Genomic DNA, 19,113 nt, shown 5'->3' on the forward strand with positions numbered 1-19,113 from the left:
CGCACGGATGTCCATTTAGCCTAGGGAGCATGGCCAGATCCCACTTCACTCTAGCCGCGCTGGCCGCCTCGGCCGTGCCCGACCTCGTCGTCTCCGGCGCTCGCAGCTACTCTCGCGACGGAGCCGGCGAATTCGACGCCGCGCTGCTGGATGAGCGGGACGGCCGCGTCTGCATCGTACGCGTCCCACTGTCGCAGTCGGCCGAGTCCGAGCAGAGCGCCGACCTCGTCGCGCTCCGCGCGCTGACCGCGGGCATCCGCAGCCGCCTCCCGTTCGACGTGCCGCAGTACCTCGGTCAGGCACCGGTGGGCGGCACCCGCGCCGTCGTCTACGACTTCCTTCCCGGCGAGCACGTCGCGGTCGAGGAGATCCCACCCGGCGACGGTCTGGCCGGATCGATCGGCCATGCGATCGCGGCGATCCACAGGCTGCCCACGAGCTTCGTCGGGGAGGCCGGCCTCCCGGTCCTCTCCGCCGCCGACAGTCTCGCGTCGACGACCTCCCTCATCGAGTCCGCCGCAGCGACCGGGCTGCTTCCCGCCGCCCTGCGCGACCGATGGCGCGACGCCACCGCGGACCACTCGCTCTGGCAGTTCCAGCCGACCGTCATCAACGGGGCGCTCACCGCGGACTCCTTCCTCGTCGACGGCGACTCCGTCACCGCCGTCATCGGCTGGTCGGCCCTGCGCGTCGGCGACCCCGCCCGCGACCTGCACTGGCTCCTCGCCATGAACTCCGAGGCGACAGACGGCGCACTCACCGCCTATGCGTCCGCGCGCCAGGTGGCCACCGATCGGCAGTTCACCCAGCGAGCGATGCTGTACGCGGAGCTGGAAGTCGCCCGCTGGCTGCTGCACGGGCGCGAGGTCCGCGACCAGCACATCGTCGACGACGCCGTGAGCATGCTCGACGGGCTCGTCGACCGCGTGCACAGCAACGCGGTCAACCCGCTCGCGAACGCCACCGGCCCGATCATGGCCATCGGCGACGTCGAGGCCATGCTCGACCGCACCCCCGGCGACCGCCCCGACGGCTACGGCCGCTCGGGCGGGATGAAGCCGGTGGCGGAAGACCAGAGCGAGCGCAGCTCCTCCTCCTCGTAGAGCCGTTCCGGCCGCACGACCCGGTCGTCGGCGACGAAGTAGAAGACGGCGTCGATGCGTGCGGGATCCACGCCCGCGTAGCGGGCGAACGCGAGCCGGTACAACGCGAGCTGCAGCTGCTTGCGCTCGAGGTCCTCCGCGTCACGCGGCGCCTTCCCCGTCTTCCAGTCGACGATCTGGTAGTCGTGCACCCCGTCGTCGGCGCGGTAGATCGCGTCCAGTTTGCACACGACCACCTGGCCGGCGAGCGTCACGTGGATCTCCAACTCCACGCCCTCCGGTCGGCGACCGGCCCACTCGCTCGCCGCGAACGTCGCCTGGAGCTCGGCCAGCCGATCGGCCTCGAGCAGCTCCCCCGCCGGGTCGTCGAGCTCCGTCGCCGTCGCATCGAGCTCGTCCGCTCCGCCGGCCGGCGTGCCGAACCGCTCCTCCACCCAGTGGTGGAACAGCGTGCCCAGGCGCGTCTGCCGGTAGGGCCGCTCGGGCATCGGCCGGCGCAACGACGCGGCGACGCCTCCTGGATCCGAGATGTAGTCCTTGAACCGGGACGCGGGGATGCGGGTCGGCAGCTCCACCAGCCCGGCCTCAGCGACCCGCGCGGCGCGTTCCGCGAGCAGCAGGTCGAGATCACGGGCGTACACCCCGCCGCGGGACTCGCCCCGCTCCCGTCGTGCGCGTACCGCTTCGGCGGCGGCCTGCACGCGGTCGCGCCGCGTCCCCAACGGGTCGAGCGGCCAGGTGACCGTCTGGGCCGTGAGGGAGAGCGGGTTCTCGTCCGGCTCGTCGCACTCGGGGAACGCGTCCTCCGGCAGCAGCCCGGCCGCCTGCAGCTCCAGCAGGTAGGCGCCCGGCCCGCGCGGCCGCGTCTGCGTCGACCAGTACGAGCCCGTCAGCAGCAGCCGCTCGCGCGCCCGCGTGACGGCGACGTAGATGAGGCGGCGCTGCTCTTCGAGGTGCCTGCGCAGGTTCTCGGCCTCGAAGTCCGCGATGGAGTCGTCGATCTGCTTCTGATCCTCGGCCGTGCGCCACGCGAGCACCGGCAGCTCGGCGGAGTCTCCGCGGAACTCGTTCGGCAGCTGCCCGAAGGCCAGCCAGCCTTTGCGGCTCTGGGGAGGGCCGGGGAGCTCGCCGTCGACCAGGCGCGGCACGGCGACGACATCCCACTCCAGGCCCTTGGCGCCGTGGATGGTGAGGATCTGCACCGTGCCCGGTTCGGGCTCCTCGCTGCGGGGCGCGAGATTGTCGCGCTGCTCGGCCTCCGCGAGCCACGCCAGGAACGACCCCAGGGTTGCCCGATCGTCGGCGGCGAGGTATGACGCGACCTGCTCCGCGAACGCGTCGAGACTCGCCTGCCCGAGCTGTGCCGACTCGTTCGCCGCGACCTCGATGTCGAGCAGGAGCTCCTGCTGCACCAGGGTCACCAGATCGAGGAGGTCGAGGCCGACCCGGGAGCGCAGGCGGTCGAGCAGTCGCCCGGCGTCGCGCATGCGCTCCAGACCGGTCGGGCTGATGTCCTGGAGCTTGCTGTGCCCGTCCGGCGCCTCCACGATGAAGTCGAGGGCGTCGACGAGCGAGGCGGACTCCTCCCCCGCGACCGAGCGACGCAGACGGTCGCGCACCTCCGGGTCGAGCTCCTGGAAACGGTGGTCGCGCGTCGAGAGCCACGAGGCCACGCTGCGCAGCCCGGCGACGTCCTTCGGCCCGACCCGCCAGCGCGCGCCGGTGAGCAGCCGGATCAGCTCGGAACCGGCCGTCGGGTCGTGCATGACCCGCAGCGCGCTGACGAGGTCGGCGATCGCCGGCTGCTCGAGCAGGCCGCCCAGGCCCAGCACATGGTACGGGACGCCCCGGCGGGTGAGTGCCGCCGTGAACACGTCGATCTTCTTGAGGGAACGGCAGAGCAGCGCGGCGCTCGGCGGCACGCCGTCCGCGTCACGATCGCCGATCCGCGCCTCCAGCCACGCGGCCACGGTCTCCGCCTCGTCAGCGACCGTCTGGTCGAAGGCTGCCGTCAACTCGCCGGATGCGGCTCCGGGGCGCGGCAGCAGGAGCTCGACAGGGACCGGCGAGGCGGCTGAGAGCGGCGCGACGAGCGTGTTGGCGGCGTCGAGGATGCGGGTCGGGTTGCGCCAGCTCGTGCTCAGTGCGTACTCGTCTGCCCCGCCGTGCTCGCCGCCCGCGCGGTGCCCGGTGAAATCGGCCGAGAAGCGTCCGAGGTTCGCCGCGCTCGCGCCACGCCAGCCGTAGATCGACTGGTGGGGGTCGCCGACGGCCATCACAGCCTGGCCGGCGAACAGCGTGGAGAGCAGGCGCGTCTGCACCACTGAGGTGTCCTGGTACTCGTCCAGCAGCACGACCCGGAACCGCCGACGGTAGTCGGCGACGACCGCCGGCAGCCGCTCGGCGATGTCGAGCGCGAGAGCCACCTGGTCGGAGTACTCGACGAAGCCGCGGCGCCGCTTCTCCGCGGCGAACTCCTGAGCGAGCGCGAGCAGCGGCGGAAGGGATCCGACCGCCTCCACCGCTTTCAGCACCGAGCTGTACGGGGTGCTCTTGCGCGCGTTCCCCGTGGGCAGTTCGAGGACGCGCGAGAACTCCTCCACCACCATGCGCTCGACGTCGACCGCGTCCGCGACGTTCTCGCTGAGGGCCCGGCTCAGGGTGAGCACGGCGCTCGTCACCGCGTCGACGCCCCGCTCCAGCTCGACCAGACGATCGTCGGCGCTTCCGACCACGAGCCTCCTGGCCAGCTGCCAGGCCGAGGCCTCGCTCAGCACGGCCGACTCCGGCTCCCGGCCGATGAGCAGGGCGTTCTCGCGGAAGATCGCGTTGGCGAAGGCGTTGTACGTGGCGACTTCGGGAGCCTCGAAGGGGTCGAACGCGATCTCGGTCAGCCCGGAGTCCACCAGCTGCTCGATCCGCGTGCGGATGCGCGCGGCGAGCTCGCCGGCCGCCTTGCGCGTGAAGGTGAGCCCGAGGATCTCCGGCACGCGCGCGTGCCCGTTCGCGAGCAGCCAGACGACGCGGTTGGCCATCGTCTCCGTCTTGCCGCTGCCCGCGCCGGCGACCACGATGGCGGGCCGCACGGGTGCCTCGATGACCGCCTGCTGCTGCGGGGTCGGCTCCGGGAGGGCGAGCGCTCGCGCGATCTCCACCGCGCTGATCGCGCGCGTGGGCCGCTCCTCCCGCTCGAGCCCGTGCGTCGGGTCGTCGAGGGTCAGTGCCTGCTCGACGAGGTCGAGGTCGGCGTCGGCGGCGGCCCACTCCAGCACGTTCTCGTCGTTCACGATCGCTCCTCCCTCTCGCCCCGAATTCTCCGCGCGCGCATCAGGCGCTCACCGCCGGCACCAGGTGGATGCGGTACTCGTACTTCGCGTGCGGGTCGCGCTCCCCGAGATCGACGACACCCGCGAACGTGGCCGCGGCCATGCCGTCCGCCGCTGCGGCGACACGCTGCTTCAAGCGCTCGAGTCCGCGCCGGTCGACGCGATCCTGCGCGACCTCGCGGTAGCTCTTCCCTCGCACGCCCTTCGCCACGAACAGCAGCTTCGCACCGCCCGACGGCAGACCGGTCGCGACCTCGATCGCGCCGTGCTCGAGCGCGAGCTGGTAGGCGCCGAGCTGGGCGTGCTCCGCGGCTTCCGCCGCCGAGGGTGTGCGGTTGCCGGTCTTCAGGTCCACGATCACGACCGTGCCGTCCGCCGTGCGCTCGACCCGATCGATGGTGCCGCGCACGAGCGCCCGCCCGATCCGCAGTTCGAACTCCCCCTCCGAGCCGAGCAGCACTCCCCCGGCGCGCTCGAAGTCGCGGAGGTACTCGGAGACGCCCTGCGCGAGGGTGCGCGTGCGACGACGCTCCTTCTCCTCCAGCCACGGCGACTCGAAGCTGAGCTCCTTCCAGCGGCGTTCGATGCCGCCCCAGAGGCGCTCGACGCTCAGATCGCGATCGTCGCTGGTGCTCGCCTCCTCCATCACCGCGTGCACGACCGTGCCGATGCCGGCGGCCAGCCCGCTCGGCGACGAGGCCATCGCGTCGACGAACCAGGCCAGGGGCGACTTCTCGAACGTCTCGAGCCGCGACGGCGAGACGCGCACGACCTGCTCCTCGTCGTCGAGGTCGACCAGCGGCTCGACGGTGGAGGGCTCGACCAGGCCGTACCACTCCGCCGGGTCGGCGCCCTCGACCTCGGCGTCGGCCAGGCGGGCGAGGGCTTCCGCCGCATCCGCGGAGCCGGTCGTGGCGAGACGGCGCCGCAGGCGGCCCACCATGCCGCGCAACGAGAGCGGGTGGAGGGTCTCGTCGGTGTCGTCGACGGCGACCTCGCCCGGGAGCCGGAGGAACGGCGAGGGCTGCTCGTCGTCGTTCGCCGTCGCGCTGAGGATGACCTGACCCCGGGCGCGCGACACGGCCAGGGCGAACATACGGAGCTCGTCGCCGAGCACCTGGGCACGCTGGTCCTCCGTGACGGTCTCGCGACCGTCGAGGGCATCGGCCAGCTCCTGCGGATGGAGGAGCGAGCCGCGCAGCCGCAGATTGGGCCACACGCTCTCCTGCAGGCCGGCGACCGCGACGACCTCGAACTCGCGGCCGACGGTCGCGCTCGGCGTGCAGACGAGCACCGCCGGTCCGGCGGTCTGGGCGGCGAGGGTGTCCTCGGGGACCTCCGCTCCGAGGAGTTCGACGACGAAGTCGGCCGCCGGCCGCTCGGGGTAGCGTTCGACGAACCGCCGCGCGGCGGTGAACAGGGCGACGACGCCGTCCAGGTGCCGGTTGGCCTCGTCGGCCACGATGCCGCTGCGCTCCGACTGCTCCAGCCAGCGCGTCGCGAGGCCGCTGCGCTCCCAGGCGTGCCACAGCAACTCCTCGATGGTGGCTCCCGCCTCCGCCTTCTCGCGCCCCGCACGCAACGTCTCCGCGAGCCGCCCCGCACGGCGCGCCGGGGACGAGTCGATCAGCGACAGGTGCGTCGGGTCGCCCAGCGCCTCGACCAGCAGCTCGTCGCCGGGCCGGTTGCCCTCCCCCGCGAGCTCCTCCTGACGCAACGCGAGCCGCAGCCGCCGCAGGCTCACGGCGTCGAGACCGCCGAACGGCCCGAGCAGAAGTTCGGTCGCGACCTGCGGGGTCGCCTCGACGGCGCCCAGTTCGACGCCGGCGACAGTGATCAGCTGGCGGGCGGCGTAGTCGTCGCGCAGCGCTCGACCGGCGATGCTGGTCTTCGTCGGGACCTCCGCGACCGCCAATGCGCGTGCGAGGCCGGGGACGTGCGCACCCGATCGGACGACGACCGCCATATCGTCCCAGGGGACGCCGTCGAGCAGGTGCCGCTCGCGCAGCCGCCGCGCGAGCCGCGCCGCCTCGGCCGGCGCGGAGGACGCCTGGAGGCGCAGCACCGCCGCGGGGCCGTCCGCAGTGCCGACGCGCCCGGCCGACGCGAGGCGCTGCACCCCGGCCGCGGCCGTCCCGATGCGCTCGGTCACCCGCGCGGTGAGCTCACGCAGCTCGGGCGTCTGACGATGGGCGGTGCCCAGGACGACGCGCTCGACCGGCACGCCGAGCCGCAGGCTCAGCTGCCCCAGCGCACCGGTCTCGGCGCCGCGGAAGGTGGTGGAGGCGACATCGGGATCGCCGAAGGCGACGACGGCGACCCCGCGCTCGGCGAGCGCGTGCAGCAGCGACAGCGTGGCGACCGTCGCCTCCTGCGCGTCGTCCACGAGGACGACCCTCAGCCTGTCGAGCGCGCCGCCCTCGCGGACGACGGCGACCGCGGAGGCGATGAGCTCGGCCGAGTCGACGAACCCGCCGCGATAGCTGTCGACGACGTCCTGGTACTCGGTGAGGAAGCGGGCGGCCGCGCGCCACTCGTCGCGTCCTGTGATCGCGCCCAGCTCCGAGAGCCGGGGCGGCGTCACGCCGTGCTCGGCGCAGCGGGCCATCAGCTCGCGCAATTCGGTGCGGAACCCCCGCAGCGCGCGGACCTCCTCCCCGAGCGGCTCCGGCCAGCGCGGCCCTGTGCCGTCCTCGATGTGCCCGGCGAGCAGCTCGGCGATGATCTGGTCCTGCTCACCGCCGGTGAGGAGCCGTGGGGCCTCCTCGCCCGTGCGGCGTGCCCGCGAGCCCACGAGCTGGAACGCGAGCGAGGTCGCCGTGCGCGCGAGCGGTCCATTGGTCGGTACGCCGAGCCGGAGCGCGATGCGGTCCCGCAAAGCGGTCGCCGCGGCGCGGGAGGCGCTCAGCGCGAGCACCTCGTCGACGCCGTAGCCGCGGCCGAGCACCCGATCGGCGATGGCCTCGACCAGCGTGGTGGTCTTGCCGGTGCCCGGCGCGCCGAGAACCGCCGCGGAGGCGCCGTCGGCGAGCCGCAGGACGGCGGCCTGAGTGTCGTCGAGGACGAGCGCGGCGCCCGAGGTGCGCCGGTCGGGGCGCGGACGGAAACCTCGGGTCGTCATGTCCCTCACGGTATCGGCGTCCGCCGACAGAGAACGCGACCCGGTGCCGCGAGCCGTGTGCCGTAGTCTGAATTCACATCGGCCTGTCGGTTTCGAACGGCCCGGAACACGTGAAAGGACCGTCGTGGAGATCCGCATCGGAATCGTCAACGCCCCCCGCGAACTGGGATTCGAGTCGGCGCAGTCGCCCGACGAGATCGCGCAGCAGGTGGAGACCGCCGTCACGGGCGGCGCCGCCGTGCTCAAGCTGACCGACGACAAGGGTCGCGTCTACGTCGTGCCCACCGCCGGAATCGCCTACGTCGAGGTCGGCGCCGAGGAGTCGCGCCGCATCGGCTTCGTCGGCTAGATTCCCGTCTCGTGGAACTCCTCTTCGTCGCCCTGGGCGGCGCCCTGCTCGGCCTCGGCGCCCGCTATCTGCTCCCCAACCGTCACACCCACGGTGCGGTGCTCATCCCCGCGCTCGGCGTGATCGCCGCGAGCGTCCTCTGGGTCGCCCTCACCTGGGCGGGCCTGAAGTGGGACGGCGGCTGGATCTGGTGGATCACCCTGGTCGGCACCGCGGTCATCGTCGCTGCCGTCGATCTCGTGGTCGGTCGCATCCGCACCGCGCACGACGACAAGCTGCTCCACACCCTCGCGAAGGGTGCGATCGCGCGCTGACCCGGCGGGCGCCCCGGCATGCCCGCGGCGACCGTCAGGCGGTGAGCCCGAGCGCGTCCATCCGTCGCGTGTGCGCGGCGATCAGCTCGGTGAAGATCGGCTCGATGCGCTCTTCGTCGGTGGCGCGGTTGCCGGAGAGGTGGAGCGCGGAGCGCGCGACGAGGAGCGTGTCGCCGACCAGACGCCTGCCCCACATCGCCAGCCGAGACGCGAGCCGCGGGTCGGCCCCGATCTCGGTGCGCAGTACCTCCAGCACCCCCTCCTGACCGGACTCGGAGCCCAGGAGGTGCGCGACGCGCGGCCCGATGTCGCCCGGCAGCCCCGCGGCCAGCCGGATGAAGAAGTCGTCGAGGAGGCCGCCGGTCACGAGGGCCGAGAGCAGGGTCTCCCGCCAGTCCGATCCGACGATCGTCGCACTGAAGCCCTCGATCGCATCGGCGAAGGGTTTCATCACCTCGCCGGGCTCGTCGCCGCGGCGACGGATCTCGGCGACGATGCCCTGGTGCTTCGACAACGCGCGCCCCGCCGCAGTCGATACGAGTTCCTTCGCGGCGAGCGAACCGCACTCCGCCGCGACGCGCGACAGGGTCTGGAACTGTTCCAGTTGCAGGTACGCCGCCTGCCCCAGGTAGGGCAGCAGGTCCGGCATCACCTCGTGCAGGTCGATGCGGACCGCCGGTGCGCGGTCGGCGCGCGTGGCGAGACGGGGCAGCTCGACCACGGGGCGTCGGCGCGTGAACCAGGTTGACACGTACAGCAGTGTAACGGGGTCGTCCAGTAGGCTTGCCTCGTCCGTCGGCGGTGGATCGACGGCCCCTGCGCCTGCGACAGAGACCACGGCGTAGACCTCACGTACGAAACGACAGGCATACCTTTTGACTTTCTCCGAACTCAACATCGACCAGGACATGGTGGACGCGCTCGCCTCCAAAGGCATCGTGGAGCCGTTCCCCATCCAGACCCAGACCATCCCCCTCGCGTTGAGCGGCCAGGACATCATCGGCCAAGCGAAGACGGGCACCGGCAAGACCTTCGGCTTCGGCCTCCCCATCATCCAGCGCATCGGCCTCGACCCGGAGCCCGGCGTCAAGGTGCTCGTCGTCGTCCCGACCCGCGAGCTGTGCGTCCAGGTCGCCGAGGACCTCGAGCTCGCCACGTCGAACCGCTCCACGAAGGTCGTCAGCATCTACGGCGGCAAGGCCTACGAGGGCCAGGTCGAGCAGCTCAAGGCCGGCGCGCAGATCGTCGTCGGCACTCCGGGGCGTCTGCTCGACCTCGCAGGGCAGCGTCTCCTCGACCTCAAGCAGGTGCAGGAGGTGGTGCTCGACGAGGCTGACAAGATGCTCGACCTCGGCTTCCTCGCCGACATCGAGAAGATCTTCCAGCAGGTCCCTGCGACGCGCCACACCATGCTCTTCTCGGCGACCATGCCCGGGCCGATCGTCGCGCTGGCGCGCCGTTTCATGACGCGCCCGGTGCACATCCGCGCCACGGACCCGGACGAGGGTCTCACCCAGGCCAACATCAAGCACGTCGTCTACCGCGCGCACTCGCTCGACAAGGACGAGGTCATCGGCCGCATCCTGCAGGCCGAGGGCCGCGGCAAGACCGTCGTCTTCACGCGCACCAAGCGCGCTGCGGCGAAGCTCGTCGAGGAGCTCAACGACCGGGGCTTCAACGCCGCCGCCGTGCACGGCGACCTCAACCAGGAGCAGCGCGAGCGTGCGATGGCGGCTTTCAAGGCCGGCAAGAAGGACATCCTGATCGCGACGGACGTCGCTGCTCGCGGCATCGATGTGAACGACGTCACGCACGTGATCAACCACACGGTCCCCGACGACCACGACACCTATCTGCACCGTGCCGGCCGCACCGGCCGCGCCGGCAAGACCGGGGTCGCAGTGACCTTCGTCGACTGGGACGACCTGCACAAGTGGGCCCTCATCAACCGCGCACTCGAGATGGGCGTGCCGGAGCCGACGGAGACCTACTCGTCGAGCCCGCACCTCTACGAGGACCTCGGCATCCCCGCCGGGTCGAAGGGGCGGCTGAAGAGCACGCCCGTCGTGAAGGCCGAGGCCGCCCGGCCGGCCGCGGCAGGGCGCGACGGCGAGCGTCCGTCCGGCAACCGCAACCGGCGCCGCACCCGTGGTGAGGGCTCCTCGGCTCCGGCCGCCGGCTCGGCGTCCACCAGCGCGCCTGCCGCGACGGACGGCTCGGGCGAGCAGGGCGTCGCCGCCGGCACGCACGACGGCGGCGGCTCGCAGCACCGCGACGGCAACAGCGCCCCCCGCCGTCGCCGTCGCCGCTCGCGGGGCGGCGCATCCACCGCACCGAGCACGCCCCCGGCGAACTGACCCGGCGCCGCTCGCGGCGCTGCACGACGAAGGCGGCGACCCTCACGGGTCGCCGCCTTCGTCGTGCGTGCCGTCGGCCGGTCAGTACCAGTTGTGTCCGAGGTGGAACGACCACGCGGCGCACGGGGACCCGTAGCGGCCGGAGATGTACGACAGTCCCCAGTCGATCTGCGTGTTCGCGTTGGTCATCCAGTCGGGGCCGGCGCTGGCCATCTTGCTCCCCGGGAGCGCCTGCGGGATGCCGTAGGCGCCGCTCGATCGGTTGTAGGCGTCGGCGCGCCAGCTCGACTCCTTCGTCCAGAGCTTGATGAGGCAGCTCATCTGCTCGCCGCCCCAGCCGTAGGCGGGGAGTCTGCTCGATGCGTACGCCTGCGCGGCGGCCGGGTTCACCACGATCCCGGGCGGAGGAGCGGAGCTGTCGGCTCCACCGCTCCCGCCGCCTGCACCTGCGCCGCTCCCGGAGTTCGCGGCCTCCTCCGCGGCGCGCGCGGCGACCCCCTCCGCGTACTGCCGCTCGACCGAGGCCGCGGTGTTCTTCAGCGACGCGAGCTGTGCGTACAGGGTGTCGGCGCGGGTCTGCTGCTCGGCGACCGCGGCGTCGGAGGCGGCCTTCGCCGCGGCCGCCGCGTCGTACGCCTTCCTCGCCTCCGCGTCGAGCCGGGTCCGTTCGGTCCGGGCCGCCGCCGCCTGGTCACGCAACGACGCGGCGACGTTCTTCTGCTGCGTCGCCCGCGCGTAGAGCGCACTCGAGCGTTCGCCGAGCTTCGAGACGGCCCCGAGCTGGTAGAGGAGGGAGTCCGCGGACGCGCTCCCGCCGCTCACGAAGAGGCGGAGGGACACGTCCGAACCGCCCCCGCGGCTGAGCTGTGCCGCGAGCGCGCCGCTCTGCGTCCGCAGCGTCGTCGCCTCGGCTGTGGCGGCTTCCGCCTGCGCGGCGAGATCCGCCGCGGTGCGGGTGGCCGTCTCGAGGGCGGCCTGCGCCGCCCCGTAGTCCGCAGCGCGAGCGATCGTCTCCTCCGCCGCCGCGTTCGCCGCACTCCGCAGTCCGGCGAGCAGGGAGGTGATGCGGTCCACCTGAGCCTGTGCGGAGGACGCGTTCGCCTTGGCGGCGGCGACGTCGTCCCAGCTCGGATACGTCTCGGCGGAGGCACGCTCGCTCGTGTCGACGGCCACCATCCCCGCCACCAGCACGGCGACCGCCGCGGATCGCGCCCACACGCTCATGTCAGTACCAGTTCGGGTCGTGGCTCATCTCGAAGTTCCACGCGGCGCACGGCGATCCGTAGGCGCGGTCGATGTAGTCGAGACCCCAGTTCACCTGGGTGTCCTGGTTGGTCATCCAGTCGGCCCCTGCCGACGCCATCTTGCTGGCCGGCCACGCCTGCGGGATGCCGTACGCTCCGCTGGAGCTGTTGTAGGCGTCGGCGCGCCAGCCGGACTCGTGGTTCCACAGTTTGATCAGGCACCCCATCTGGTCCTGCCCCCAGCCGTAGGCGGCGAGGCGGCTCGACGCGTACGCCTGCGCGCCGGCCGGGTCGACGACCATTCCCGGCGGGGGTGCGAACCCGTCGGAGCCGCCGCCCGGATTGGCCGCAGCGGCCGCGGCCGCTGCGGCGGCCTGCCCCGCCGCGTAGCTCTGCTCGACCGACGCCTCGGTGTTCTTCAGCGACGCCAACTGCGCGTACAGCGTGTTGGCGTGGGATTTCTGGTCCGCGAGTTGCGCCTCGGCGGCCGCTTCCGCCTCTTGCGCCGCCTGGTAGGCCTTCTTCGCGTCCGCGTCGAGCTGGGTGCGCACCTTCTGTGCGGCGGCGGCCTGGGTGCTGAGAGCGGAGGCGACGTTCTTCTGCTGGTCGGCCGCCGCGAGCAGTGCGGTGGAGCGCGACGTCAGCTTCGACATCGCGCCCAGCTCGTAGAGCAGGGACTGCTGGCGGGAGGAGTTGGCGTCGAAGAAGAGCCGGAGGGTGACGTCCGACGCACCGGCGCGCGCCAGCTGCGACGCCAGGGTCCCGCTCTGGGTGCGGAGCATCGCAGCCTGCGCCGCTGCGGCCGTCGCCCGGGTCTGCAGATCATCGGCCTTCGCCGTCGCGGCCTGGAGGGCCGACTCGGCGGCGCCGTACTCGCCCGCACGCTTGACGGCGAGGTCGCCTGCGGCGTTGGCGGCGGTCTGGAGGCTCGCGAGGAGGCCGTTGATGCGGTCGACCTCCGCCTGGGCGTTCGCCGCGTTCGCCTTCGCCGCCTGGACGTCATCCCACGACGGATAGCTGGTGTCCGCCGCCGCAGGCGCCGCACCTCCCGCCAGGACGAGCGCGCCGACGAGCGCCGCCGCCGCCGCAGAGGACGTCCACATCCGTTTCACCCGAGTACCTCGCCTTCCGTCCCCCGCGGTCCAGGCTAAGCGCACCTGGTCACGGAGCGGAGAAAGGCGCCGCGCCTGTCGCTTCTTCGATCATCCGGTCGAGGACGGCGGGATCGGTGGTGTTCTCGCCGAGCCGGTTCGGTTTTCCCGCACCGTGGTAGTCGCTCGATCCGGTGATCGCCAGGCCGTAGCGGGCCGCGAGCTCGCGCAGCCGCGCCTTGCCGTCCTCGGTGTTCTCGCGATGGTCGACCTCGAGACCGAACAGCCCGGCGTCGACCAGACGGCGCAGACGGTCCTCGGGGATGACGCGGCTTCGTCCGCCCGTCGCGGGATGCGCGAGCACCGGGATGCCTCCCGCGGCGCGGATGAGACGGACGCCGGTCAGCGGGTCGGGGGCGTAGTGCGGCTGGAAGTAGCCGCTGCGCCAGTGCAGGATCCCCGCGAACGCGGCACTGCGGTCTTCGGCGAGCCCGCGGGCGACCAGCGCGTCCGCGATGTGCGGGCGGCCGACGGTCGCGCCCTCCGTGGCCTGCGCCATGACGTCGGCCCAGGTGATGTCATAGTCCTCCGCGATGCGCCTGACCATGTCCTCCGCGCGTCGCATCCGACCGTCGCGGATGCGCTGCGTCTCGGCGACGAGCGCCGGATCGGCGGGGTCGAAGAGGTAACCGAGCATGTGCACGCTCGCGAACTCGATCCGCGTGCTCAGCTCCATCCCCGGGATGACCGTCACCCCGACGTCCGCACCCGCCGCGGCCGCGTCCGCCCACCCGGCGGTGGAGTCGTGGTCGGTGAGCGCGACGGTCCCCAGCCCCGCCGCCGCTGCGGCGCGGACGAGCTCCGCAGGGGTCTCCGTCCCGTCCGACACGCTCGAGTGCGTGTGGAGGTCGACGGGACCGCGGAACCGTCGCGCATCAGCCATGCCCTCCATCCTAGGAGTGGGAGAATGGTCGGCATGTCGTCCCAGTCGTCCACGCCGTCCCCCGCCGACACCGCCGCCGAGTCGGCCGAGATCCCCGCAGAGGCCGCGGAGGCCCCACGCGCCACCGCGAACCGCTCGACCACACCGGGCTCCGACGCCTTCAAGGCGTACATCGGGAGCGGCTGGGCCGAACGGCCGGACGTGCTCCCGGGCGCCCGCGAGCAGGCCGCCTACGCCGCGCGCCGCCGTGCGCGCGTCTCGGAGCTCTTCCGCGGTCGCCGTGTCATCGTGCCGGCCGGCCGGCTGAAGCAGCGCTCCAACGACACCGACTACGCCTTCCGCGCCCACTCCGCGTTCACCCACCTCACGGGATGGGGATCCGACGCCGAGCCCGGCAGCGTGCTGGTGCTCGAACCCGTCGGTGACGGCCACGAGGCGACACTGTACTTCCGCGAGCGTGCCGGCCGTGACTCCGACGAGTTCTACGCGAACCCCGAGATCGGCGAGTTCTGGATCGGGCCGCGCCCCTCCCTCGCCCAGGTCGCGAGCGACCTCGATCTGCCGACGCGCGGCATCGCCGACGCCGCCGACGTCATCGACACCGTGGACGCGACGGCCGTGGTCCTGCGGGAGGCGGACCCCGCGCTCACCGACCGGGTCGACACCGCGCGCCTCCTGCTCTCCGAGGCCGCCGATCCCGAGGATCACGCCGAGGACGACCGCCTCGCGCGCGAGCTGTCCGAGTTGCGGCTCGTCAAGGACGACTACGAGCTCGCCGAGCTGCGGGCCGCGATCGCCGCCACCGCGCGCGGGTTCGACGACGTGATCGCCGACCTCCCCCGGATCGTGGCGCACCCGCGCGGCGAGCGCCTCGTCGAGGGCATCTTCAACGGCCGTGCGCGGGCCGACGGCAACGCCGTGGGTTACGACACGATCGCCGCCAGCGGTCCGCACGCCTGCATCCTCCACTGGACCCGCAACGACGGCCCTGTGGTGCCCGGCGACCTGATCCTGCTCGACGCCGGCGTGGAGATGGACAGCTACTACACGGCGGACATCACCAGGACGATTCCCGTGAACGGCACGTTCGGCGAGACCCAGCGGCTCGTGTACGAGACCGTGCGCGAGGCCGCCGACGCCGCGTTCGCGATCGTCCGCCCCGGCATCCGCTTCCGCGAGATCCACGCGACCGCCATGGCCGTCATCGCGCGCCGGACGGCCGAGTGGGGGCTGCTGCCCGTCTCGGCGGAGGAGGCGCTCCTGCCGGAGAACCAGCAGCACCGCCGCTACATGGTGCACGGCACGAGCCACCACCTCGGGCTCGACGTGCACGACTGCGCCCAGGCACGACGTGAGCTGTACCTCGACGGCGTCCTGGAGCCCGGGATGACCTTCACCATCGAGCCGGGGCTGTACTTCCAGCCCGACGACCTGACCGTGCCCGAGCGCTTCCGCGGCATCGGCGTGCGTATCGAGGACAACATCCTGGTGACGGCCGGCGGCGCCGAGAACCTCTCGCTCGCCATCCCCCGCACGGCCGACGACGTCGAGGCGTGGATGAGCCGGCTCGGCGCGCGCTGACCCGGGCGCGGGTCAGTCGCGCGGTGCGGGCGGCGCGTCGGGGTCCGGCGCCGCGGGCGGCGGCTGCCACGCGGGCGGCGGGTCGCTGGGATGCGGCGCGGCCGGCGGGTCGCTCGGGTGCGGTGCCGCGGCGGCGGGCTGCTCGGCGGCTCCTGCCCCGCCCTGGAGGAGGTTGCGCGCGCGGTTGCCGAGGTCGCTGTCCACGAGCACCGAGTAGCTGGTCGCGATCACCTGCATGACCGAGGTGTAGTCCTTGCGGCGGCGGTTGATCGCGTAGGAGACGATGCCGAAGAGCATGCCGAACCCGGCGCCGATGAGCACGGCGGCGATCACGAACGCGAAGCTCACCGTCGGCGAGAAGATGATGAGCAGCAGCCCGAAGAAGATGCCGAGCCAGGCGCCGGAGGCCGCACCCGCGAGGGCGACCCTCCCCCACGTGAGCTTTCCGGTGACCCGCTCGACGCTCTTCAGGTCGCTGCCGACGATCGAGACCTTGTCGACGGGGAAGTCCGCTCGCGCGAGCACGTCCACGGCCTCCTGCGCGGCGAGGTAGGTCTCGAAGGTCGCGACGACCTCACCGCGCGGGAGGGTCGGGAAGAGCATCCGGTTGCGGCCGCCGAGCGGGCTGGGGCTGGTCATCTTCCCATTCTCCCATTGTCACGGTGCGCTCGGCGGGAAGGGCTTAGGTTTATACACGTGAGTGCCACGAGGATCTTCGTCGCCCGGCTCGCCGGGACCAGCGTCTTCGACCCGGTCGGCGACCGGGTCGGCCGCGTCAGGGACGTCCTGGTGGTCTATCGCAAATCCGATCCGCCGACCGTCGTCGGGCTGGTCGTCGAGATCCCCGGCAAGCGGCGCGTCTTCGTCTCGATCGGGCGCGTGACCAGCATCTCTCCCGGCCAGATCATCACCACCGGGCTCATCAACGTGCGCCGGTTCGAGCAGCGCGGGGGCGAGGTGCGCGTGATCGCCGAGCTCCTCGGCCGCAAGGTCGACTTCGCCGACGGCAGCGGCGAGGCCACCATCGAGGACGTCGCCATCGAGGAGTCCGCCACCGGCGAGTGGGCCGTCGGGCAGCTCTTCGTGCGGCGCCCGAAGTCCGGTGCGTCACCGTTCGGCAAGGGTCCGACGACGATCGTGACCTGGAACGAGGTCACCGAACGTCTGCGCCGCGGCGAGGCGCAGTCGGCCGAGCAGCTCATCGCCACCTACTCCGAGCTCAAGCCCGCCGACCTGGCGAACACCCTGCTCGACCTCCCACCGCAGCGCATGCTCGAAGTCGCAGAAGAGCTCCCCGACGACCGCCTGGCCGACGTGCTGGAGGAGATGCCCGAGAGCGAGCAGGTGCAGATCCTCACCAAGCTCGACGACGACCGGGCCGCCGACGTGCTCGACCAGATGGAGCCGGACGACGCCGCCGACCTCATCGCCCAGCTCTCCGACGAGCGCGGCGAGCACCTCCTGGAGCTGATGGAGCCGGAGGAGGCGGAGGACGTCCGCATGCTCCTCAGCTACGCGCCCGACACAGCCGGCGGCCTGATGACCACGGAGCCCATCATCGTGTCGGCCGACGCCACCGTCGCCGAAGGCCTCGCGCTCATCCGCCGGCACGAGCTCGCTCCGGCACTGGGGGCGGCGGTGTGCGTCACGCTGCCGCCGTACGAGCCGCCGACGGGGCGGTTCCTCGGTATCGTGCACTTCCAGCGGATGCTGCGCTACCCGCCGCACGTGCGGCTGGGCACCCTGCTCGATCCGAGCCTCGAACCGGTCACCGGCGAGACCTCGGCGGCCGAGGTCTCGCGCATCCTCGCGAGCTACAACCTCGTCTCGGTCCCCGTGGTCGACGACAAGCACCGGCTCGTCGGCGTGGTGACCATCGACGACGTGCTCGACTACCTCCTCCCGGACGACTGGCGAAGTCAGGACGAGGACGAACCGGTCAAACAGCCGAGTCCGTCCGACGAGACCGGCAGCATCCGCATCGTGAACGGAAGGAGGGGCCCAGGTGGCACGCGGTAGGCAGGACGACCGGCTCGACGCGCCGAAGGGGCTGCGCACTCCCGTCCTCGGCTCGTCGTCCCGCCGGGGGCGCGCCGATCAGAACGACCGGTTCGGACGTTTCACCGAGTGGATCGCGCGCGCGATGGGGACGCCGTGGTTCATCCTCGGGCTGACCATCTTCGTCGCCGCGTGGATGGCCTGGAACACCCTCGTCCCGCCTGCCTGGCGCTTCGACTCCGCGGCGCTCGGCTTCATCGCGCTGACACTGGTCCTCTCCCTCCAGGCGTCGTACGCGGCCCCGCTCATCCTGCTCGCGCAGAACCGGCAGGACGACCGCGACCGGGTCCAGATCGAGCAGGACCGGCAGCGTGCCGAACGCAATCTGGCCGACACGGAGTACCTGGCGCGCGAGGTCGTCGCTCTGCGGCTCGCCGTGAGGGACATGGCGACGAAGGACTTCATCCGCGCCGAGCTGCGCGCGCTGCTCGAAGACCTCGAGGAGCGCGACGCGGGAGAGGGCGAGACGACCCGTGCCTGAGCTGGCGGACGCCGTGGGGCGTGCGCTGGCGGCGGTGCTCGACCCCGAGATCCGGAAGCCGATCACCGAGCTCGACATGGTGGGGGGCGTGGAGGTCGCGCCCGACGGCCACGCGACGGTCGGTATCAAGCTCACCATCGTCGGCTGCCCCGCCGCGGACGCCATCGAGCGCGACGTGCGCGCGGCCACCGCGAGCGTGCCCGGGGTGACGGACGTGACGGTGGACGTGACGGTCATGACACCGGCCGAGCGGAAGGCGCTCACCGAGCGCCTGCGCGGCGGCCGCGCGGCCCGCACCGCGCAGTTCGGCCCCGACTCGCTGACGCGGGTCTACGCCGTGACCAGCGGCAAGGGCGGGGTCGGCAAATCGACCGTCACCGCCAACCTCGCCGTCGCCCTGGCGGAGCGGGGACTCCGGGTCGGGATCGTCGACGCCGACGTGCACGGATTCTCCATCCCGGGCATCCTCGGGCTGACGGACGAGCACGGCGTAGCGCCCCGCCCCACCCGTGTCGACGACATGATCCTCCCGCCCGTCGCCTACGGCGTGAAGGTCGTCTCCATCGGAATGTTCGTCGACTCCCCGTCGGCCGCGGTCGCGTGGCGCGGGCCGATGCTGCACCGCACCATTCAGCAGTTCCTGACCGACGTCTTCTTCGGCGACCTGGACGTGCTGCTGCTCGATCTGCCGCCCGGCACGGGGGATGTGGCGATCTCGGTCGGTCAGCTCCTCCCGCAGGCCGAGGTCGTCGTCGTCACCACGCCTCAGCCGGCCGCGGCGGACGTCGCGGAGCGCAGCGGCGTCGTCGCCCGGCAGACCGGTCAGACGGTCGTCGGCGTGATCGAGAACATGGCCGGCCTGGTGCAGCCCGACGGCAGCGTCCTCGAGCTCTTCGGCAGCGGGGGCGGCGAGGAGGTGGCCCGCCGGCTGTCCGCGGGCCAGGAGTCCGAGGTGCCGCTGCTCGCCTCCGTGCCGCTCAGCATCCCGCTGCGCTCCGGAGGCGACACCGGGGCACCGATCGTCGTGACGGATCCGCAGGATCCGGCAGCCGCCGCGATCCGCCTGGTCGCCGAGCGGCTCGCGACGCGGAGCCGAGGACTCGCCGGGCGCAAGCTCGGCCTCAGCCTGAAGTAGCGGGAGGGCC

15 protein-coding genes are annotated in these 19,113 nt (G+C 72.4%); 8 read left to right on the forward strand and 7 right to left on the reverse strand.

What is annotated here, in order from left to right:
* Positions 1 to 29 precede the first annotated feature (29 nt).
* Positions 30 to 1,103: a phosphotransferase gene (locus tag LLS1_RS05955; RefSeq protein ID WP_223360448.1), complete on the forward strand. Its 1,074-nt coding sequence runs from the start codon at positions 30 to 32 to the stop codon at positions 1,101 to 1,103.
* Here the strand turns inward: LLS1_RS05955 and LLS1_RS05960 are convergent.
* On the reverse strand, positions 1,034 to 4,390 hold the full coding sequence (locus LLS1_RS05960; protein ID WP_226653991.1) for an ATP-dependent DNA helicase: 3,357 nt from the start codon (positions 4,388 to 4,390) through the stop codon (positions 1,034 to 1,036). The two genes, LLS1_RS05955 and LLS1_RS05960, sit on opposite strands and share 70 nt — an antisense overlap.
* A 40-nt stretch (positions 4,391 to 4,430) precedes the next feature.
* Entirely contained in the window at positions 4,431 to 7,550 is a 3,120-nt protein-coding gene (locus tag LLS1_RS05965) for a UrvD/REP family ATP-dependent DNA helicase (RefSeq protein ID WP_226653992.1), read from the reverse strand.
* 124 nt (positions 7,551 to 7,674) lie between these two features.
* On the opposite strand from LLS1_RS05965, the gene LLS1_RS05970 reads away from it, so the two are divergent.
* Together LLS1_RS05970 and LLS1_RS05975 are read left to right on the forward strand one after the other, a co-directional pair.
* Positions 7,675 to 7,899, forward strand: a complete 225-nt coding sequence (locus tag LLS1_RS05970) for a DUF3107 domain-containing protein (protein ID WP_223360445.1) — start codon at positions 7,675 to 7,677, stop codon at positions 7,897 to 7,899.
* Positions 7,900 to 7,910: 11 nt separating this feature from the next.
* Complete coding sequence (locus tag LLS1_RS05975; RefSeq protein ID WP_223360444.1) at positions 7,911 to 8,213, forward strand: hypothetical protein; 303 nt, start codon at positions 7,911 to 7,913, stop codon at positions 8,211 to 8,213.
* Positions 8,214 to 8,247: 34 nt separating this feature from the next.
* Here the strand turns inward: LLS1_RS05975 and LLS1_RS05980 are convergent, their stop codons facing one another.
* The gene (locus LLS1_RS05980; RefSeq protein WP_226653993.1) at positions 8,248 to 8,964 is read right to left on the reverse strand and encodes a ferritin-like fold-containing protein; all 717 of its coding nucleotides are present in this window, start codon (positions 8,962 to 8,964) and stop codon (positions 8,248 to 8,250) included.
* A 124-nt stretch (positions 8,965 to 9,088) separates the two neighbouring features.
* Here LLS1_RS05980 and LLS1_RS05985 point away from each other — a divergent pair, with 124 nt between their 5' ends.
* Positions 9,089 to 10,570: a DEAD/DEAH box helicase gene (locus LLS1_RS05985; protein ID WP_226653994.1), complete on the forward strand. Its 1,482-nt coding sequence runs from the start codon at positions 9,089 to 9,091 to the stop codon at positions 10,568 to 10,570.
* 81 nt (positions 10,571 to 10,651) lie between these two features.
* Here LLS1_RS05985 and LLS1_RS05990 read toward each other — a convergent pair whose 3' ends face one another.
* Genes LLS1_RS05990 through LLS1_RS06000 form a run of 3 tightly spaced genes read right to left on the reverse strand, consistent with a single transcriptional unit; the run spans position 10,652 to position 13,848 of the window.
* The gene (locus tag LLS1_RS05990; protein ID WP_374758239.1) at positions 10,652 to 11,794 is read right to left on the reverse strand and encodes a hypothetical protein; all 1,143 of its coding nucleotides are present in this window, start codon (positions 11,792 to 11,794) and stop codon (positions 10,652 to 10,654) included.
* A 1-nt stretch (position 11,795) separates the two neighbouring features.
* Complete coding sequence (locus LLS1_RS05995) at positions 11,796 to 12,917, reverse strand: hypothetical protein (protein ID WP_226653996.1); 1,122 nt, start codon at positions 12,915 to 12,917, stop codon at positions 11,796 to 11,798.
* A 58-nt stretch (positions 12,918 to 12,975) separates the two neighbouring features.
* Entirely contained in the window at positions 12,976 to 13,848 is an 873-nt protein-coding gene (locus LLS1_RS06000) for a PHP domain-containing protein (protein ID WP_226653997.1), read from the reverse strand.
* A 24-nt stretch (positions 13,849 to 13,872) separates the two neighbouring features.
* On the opposite strand from LLS1_RS06000, the gene LLS1_RS06005 reads away from it, so the two are divergent.
* Positions 13,873 to 15,429 carry an aminopeptidase P family protein gene (locus tag LLS1_RS06005; protein WP_226653998.1) on the forward strand — a complete coding sequence of 519 codons (1,557 nt, stop codon included), beginning with the start codon at positions 13,873 to 13,875 and terminating at the stop codon, positions 15,427 to 15,429.
* Positions 15,430 to 15,441: 12 nt separating this feature from the next.
* Here LLS1_RS06005 and LLS1_RS06010 read toward each other — a convergent pair whose 3' ends face one another.
* The gene (locus LLS1_RS06010; RefSeq protein ID WP_226653999.1) at positions 15,442 to 16,068 is read right to left on the reverse strand and encodes a general stress protein; all 627 of its coding nucleotides are present in this window, start codon (positions 16,066 to 16,068) and stop codon (positions 15,442 to 15,444) included.
* A 57-nt stretch (positions 16,069 to 16,125) separates the two neighbouring features.
* Here LLS1_RS06010 and LLS1_RS06015 point away from each other — a divergent pair, with 57 nt between their 5' ends.
* Genes LLS1_RS06015 through LLS1_RS06025 form a run of 3 tightly spaced genes read left to right on the forward strand, consistent with a single transcriptional unit; the run spans position 16,126 to position 19,103 of the window.
* Positions 16,126 to 17,448 carry a magnesium transporter MgtE N-terminal domain-containing protein gene (locus LLS1_RS06015; RefSeq protein WP_223360435.1) on the forward strand — a complete coding sequence of 441 codons (1,323 nt, stop codon included), beginning with the start codon at positions 16,126 to 16,128 and terminating at the stop codon, positions 17,446 to 17,448.
* Positions 17,435 to 17,968 carry a DUF1003 domain-containing protein gene (locus LLS1_RS06020; protein ID WP_223360434.1) on the forward strand — a complete coding sequence of 178 codons (534 nt, stop codon included), beginning with the start codon at positions 17,435 to 17,437 and terminating at the stop codon, positions 17,966 to 17,968. The genes LLS1_RS06015 and LLS1_RS06020 overlap by 14 nt, the downstream gene beginning before the upstream one ends.
* Complete coding sequence (locus tag LLS1_RS06025) at positions 17,961 to 19,103, forward strand: Mrp/NBP35 family ATP-binding protein (RefSeq protein WP_226654000.1); 1,143 nt, start codon at positions 17,961 to 17,963, stop codon at positions 19,101 to 19,103. Before LLS1_RS06020 ends, LLS1_RS06025 begins: the two co-directional genes overlap by 8 nt.
* Positions 19,104 to 19,113: the final 10 nt, after the last annotated feature.

Source organism: Leifsonia sp. LS1 (assembly GCF_020521355.1).
GTDB lineage: Bacteria > Actinomycetota > Actinomycetes > Actinomycetales > Microbacteriaceae > Leifsonia.

Bases quoted from the DNA above. Each gene is read 5' to 3' on its own strand.
- LLS1_RS05995 (WP_226653996.1), bottom strand. From the start codon at position 12,917: ATGTGGACGTCCTCTGCGGCGGCGGCGGCGCTCGTCGGCGCGCTCGTC.
- LLS1_RS05955 (WP_223360448.1), top strand. From the start codon at position 30: ATGGCCAGATCCCACTTCACTCTAGCCGCGCTGGCCGCCTCGGCCGTG.
- LLS1_RS06010 (WP_226653999.1), bottom strand. From the start codon at position 16,068: ATGACCAGCCCCAGCCCGCTCGGCGGCCGCAACCGGATGCTCTTCCCG.
- LLS1_RS06000 (WP_226653997.1), bottom strand. From the start codon at position 13,848: ATGGCTGATGCGCGACGGTTCCGCGGTCCCGTCGACCTCCACACGCAC.
- LLS1_RS05990 (WP_374758239.1), bottom strand. From the start codon at position 11,794: ATGAGCGTGTGGGCGCGATCCGCGGCGGTCGCCGTGCTGGTGGCGGGG.
- LLS1_RS06005 (WP_226653998.1), top strand. From the start codon at position 13,873: ATGGTCGGCATGTCGTCCCAGTCGTCCACGCCGTCCCCCGCCGACACC.
- LLS1_RS05965 (WP_226653992.1), bottom strand. From the start codon at position 7,550: ATGACGACCCGAGGTTTCCGTCCGCGCCCCGACCGGCGCACCTCGGGC.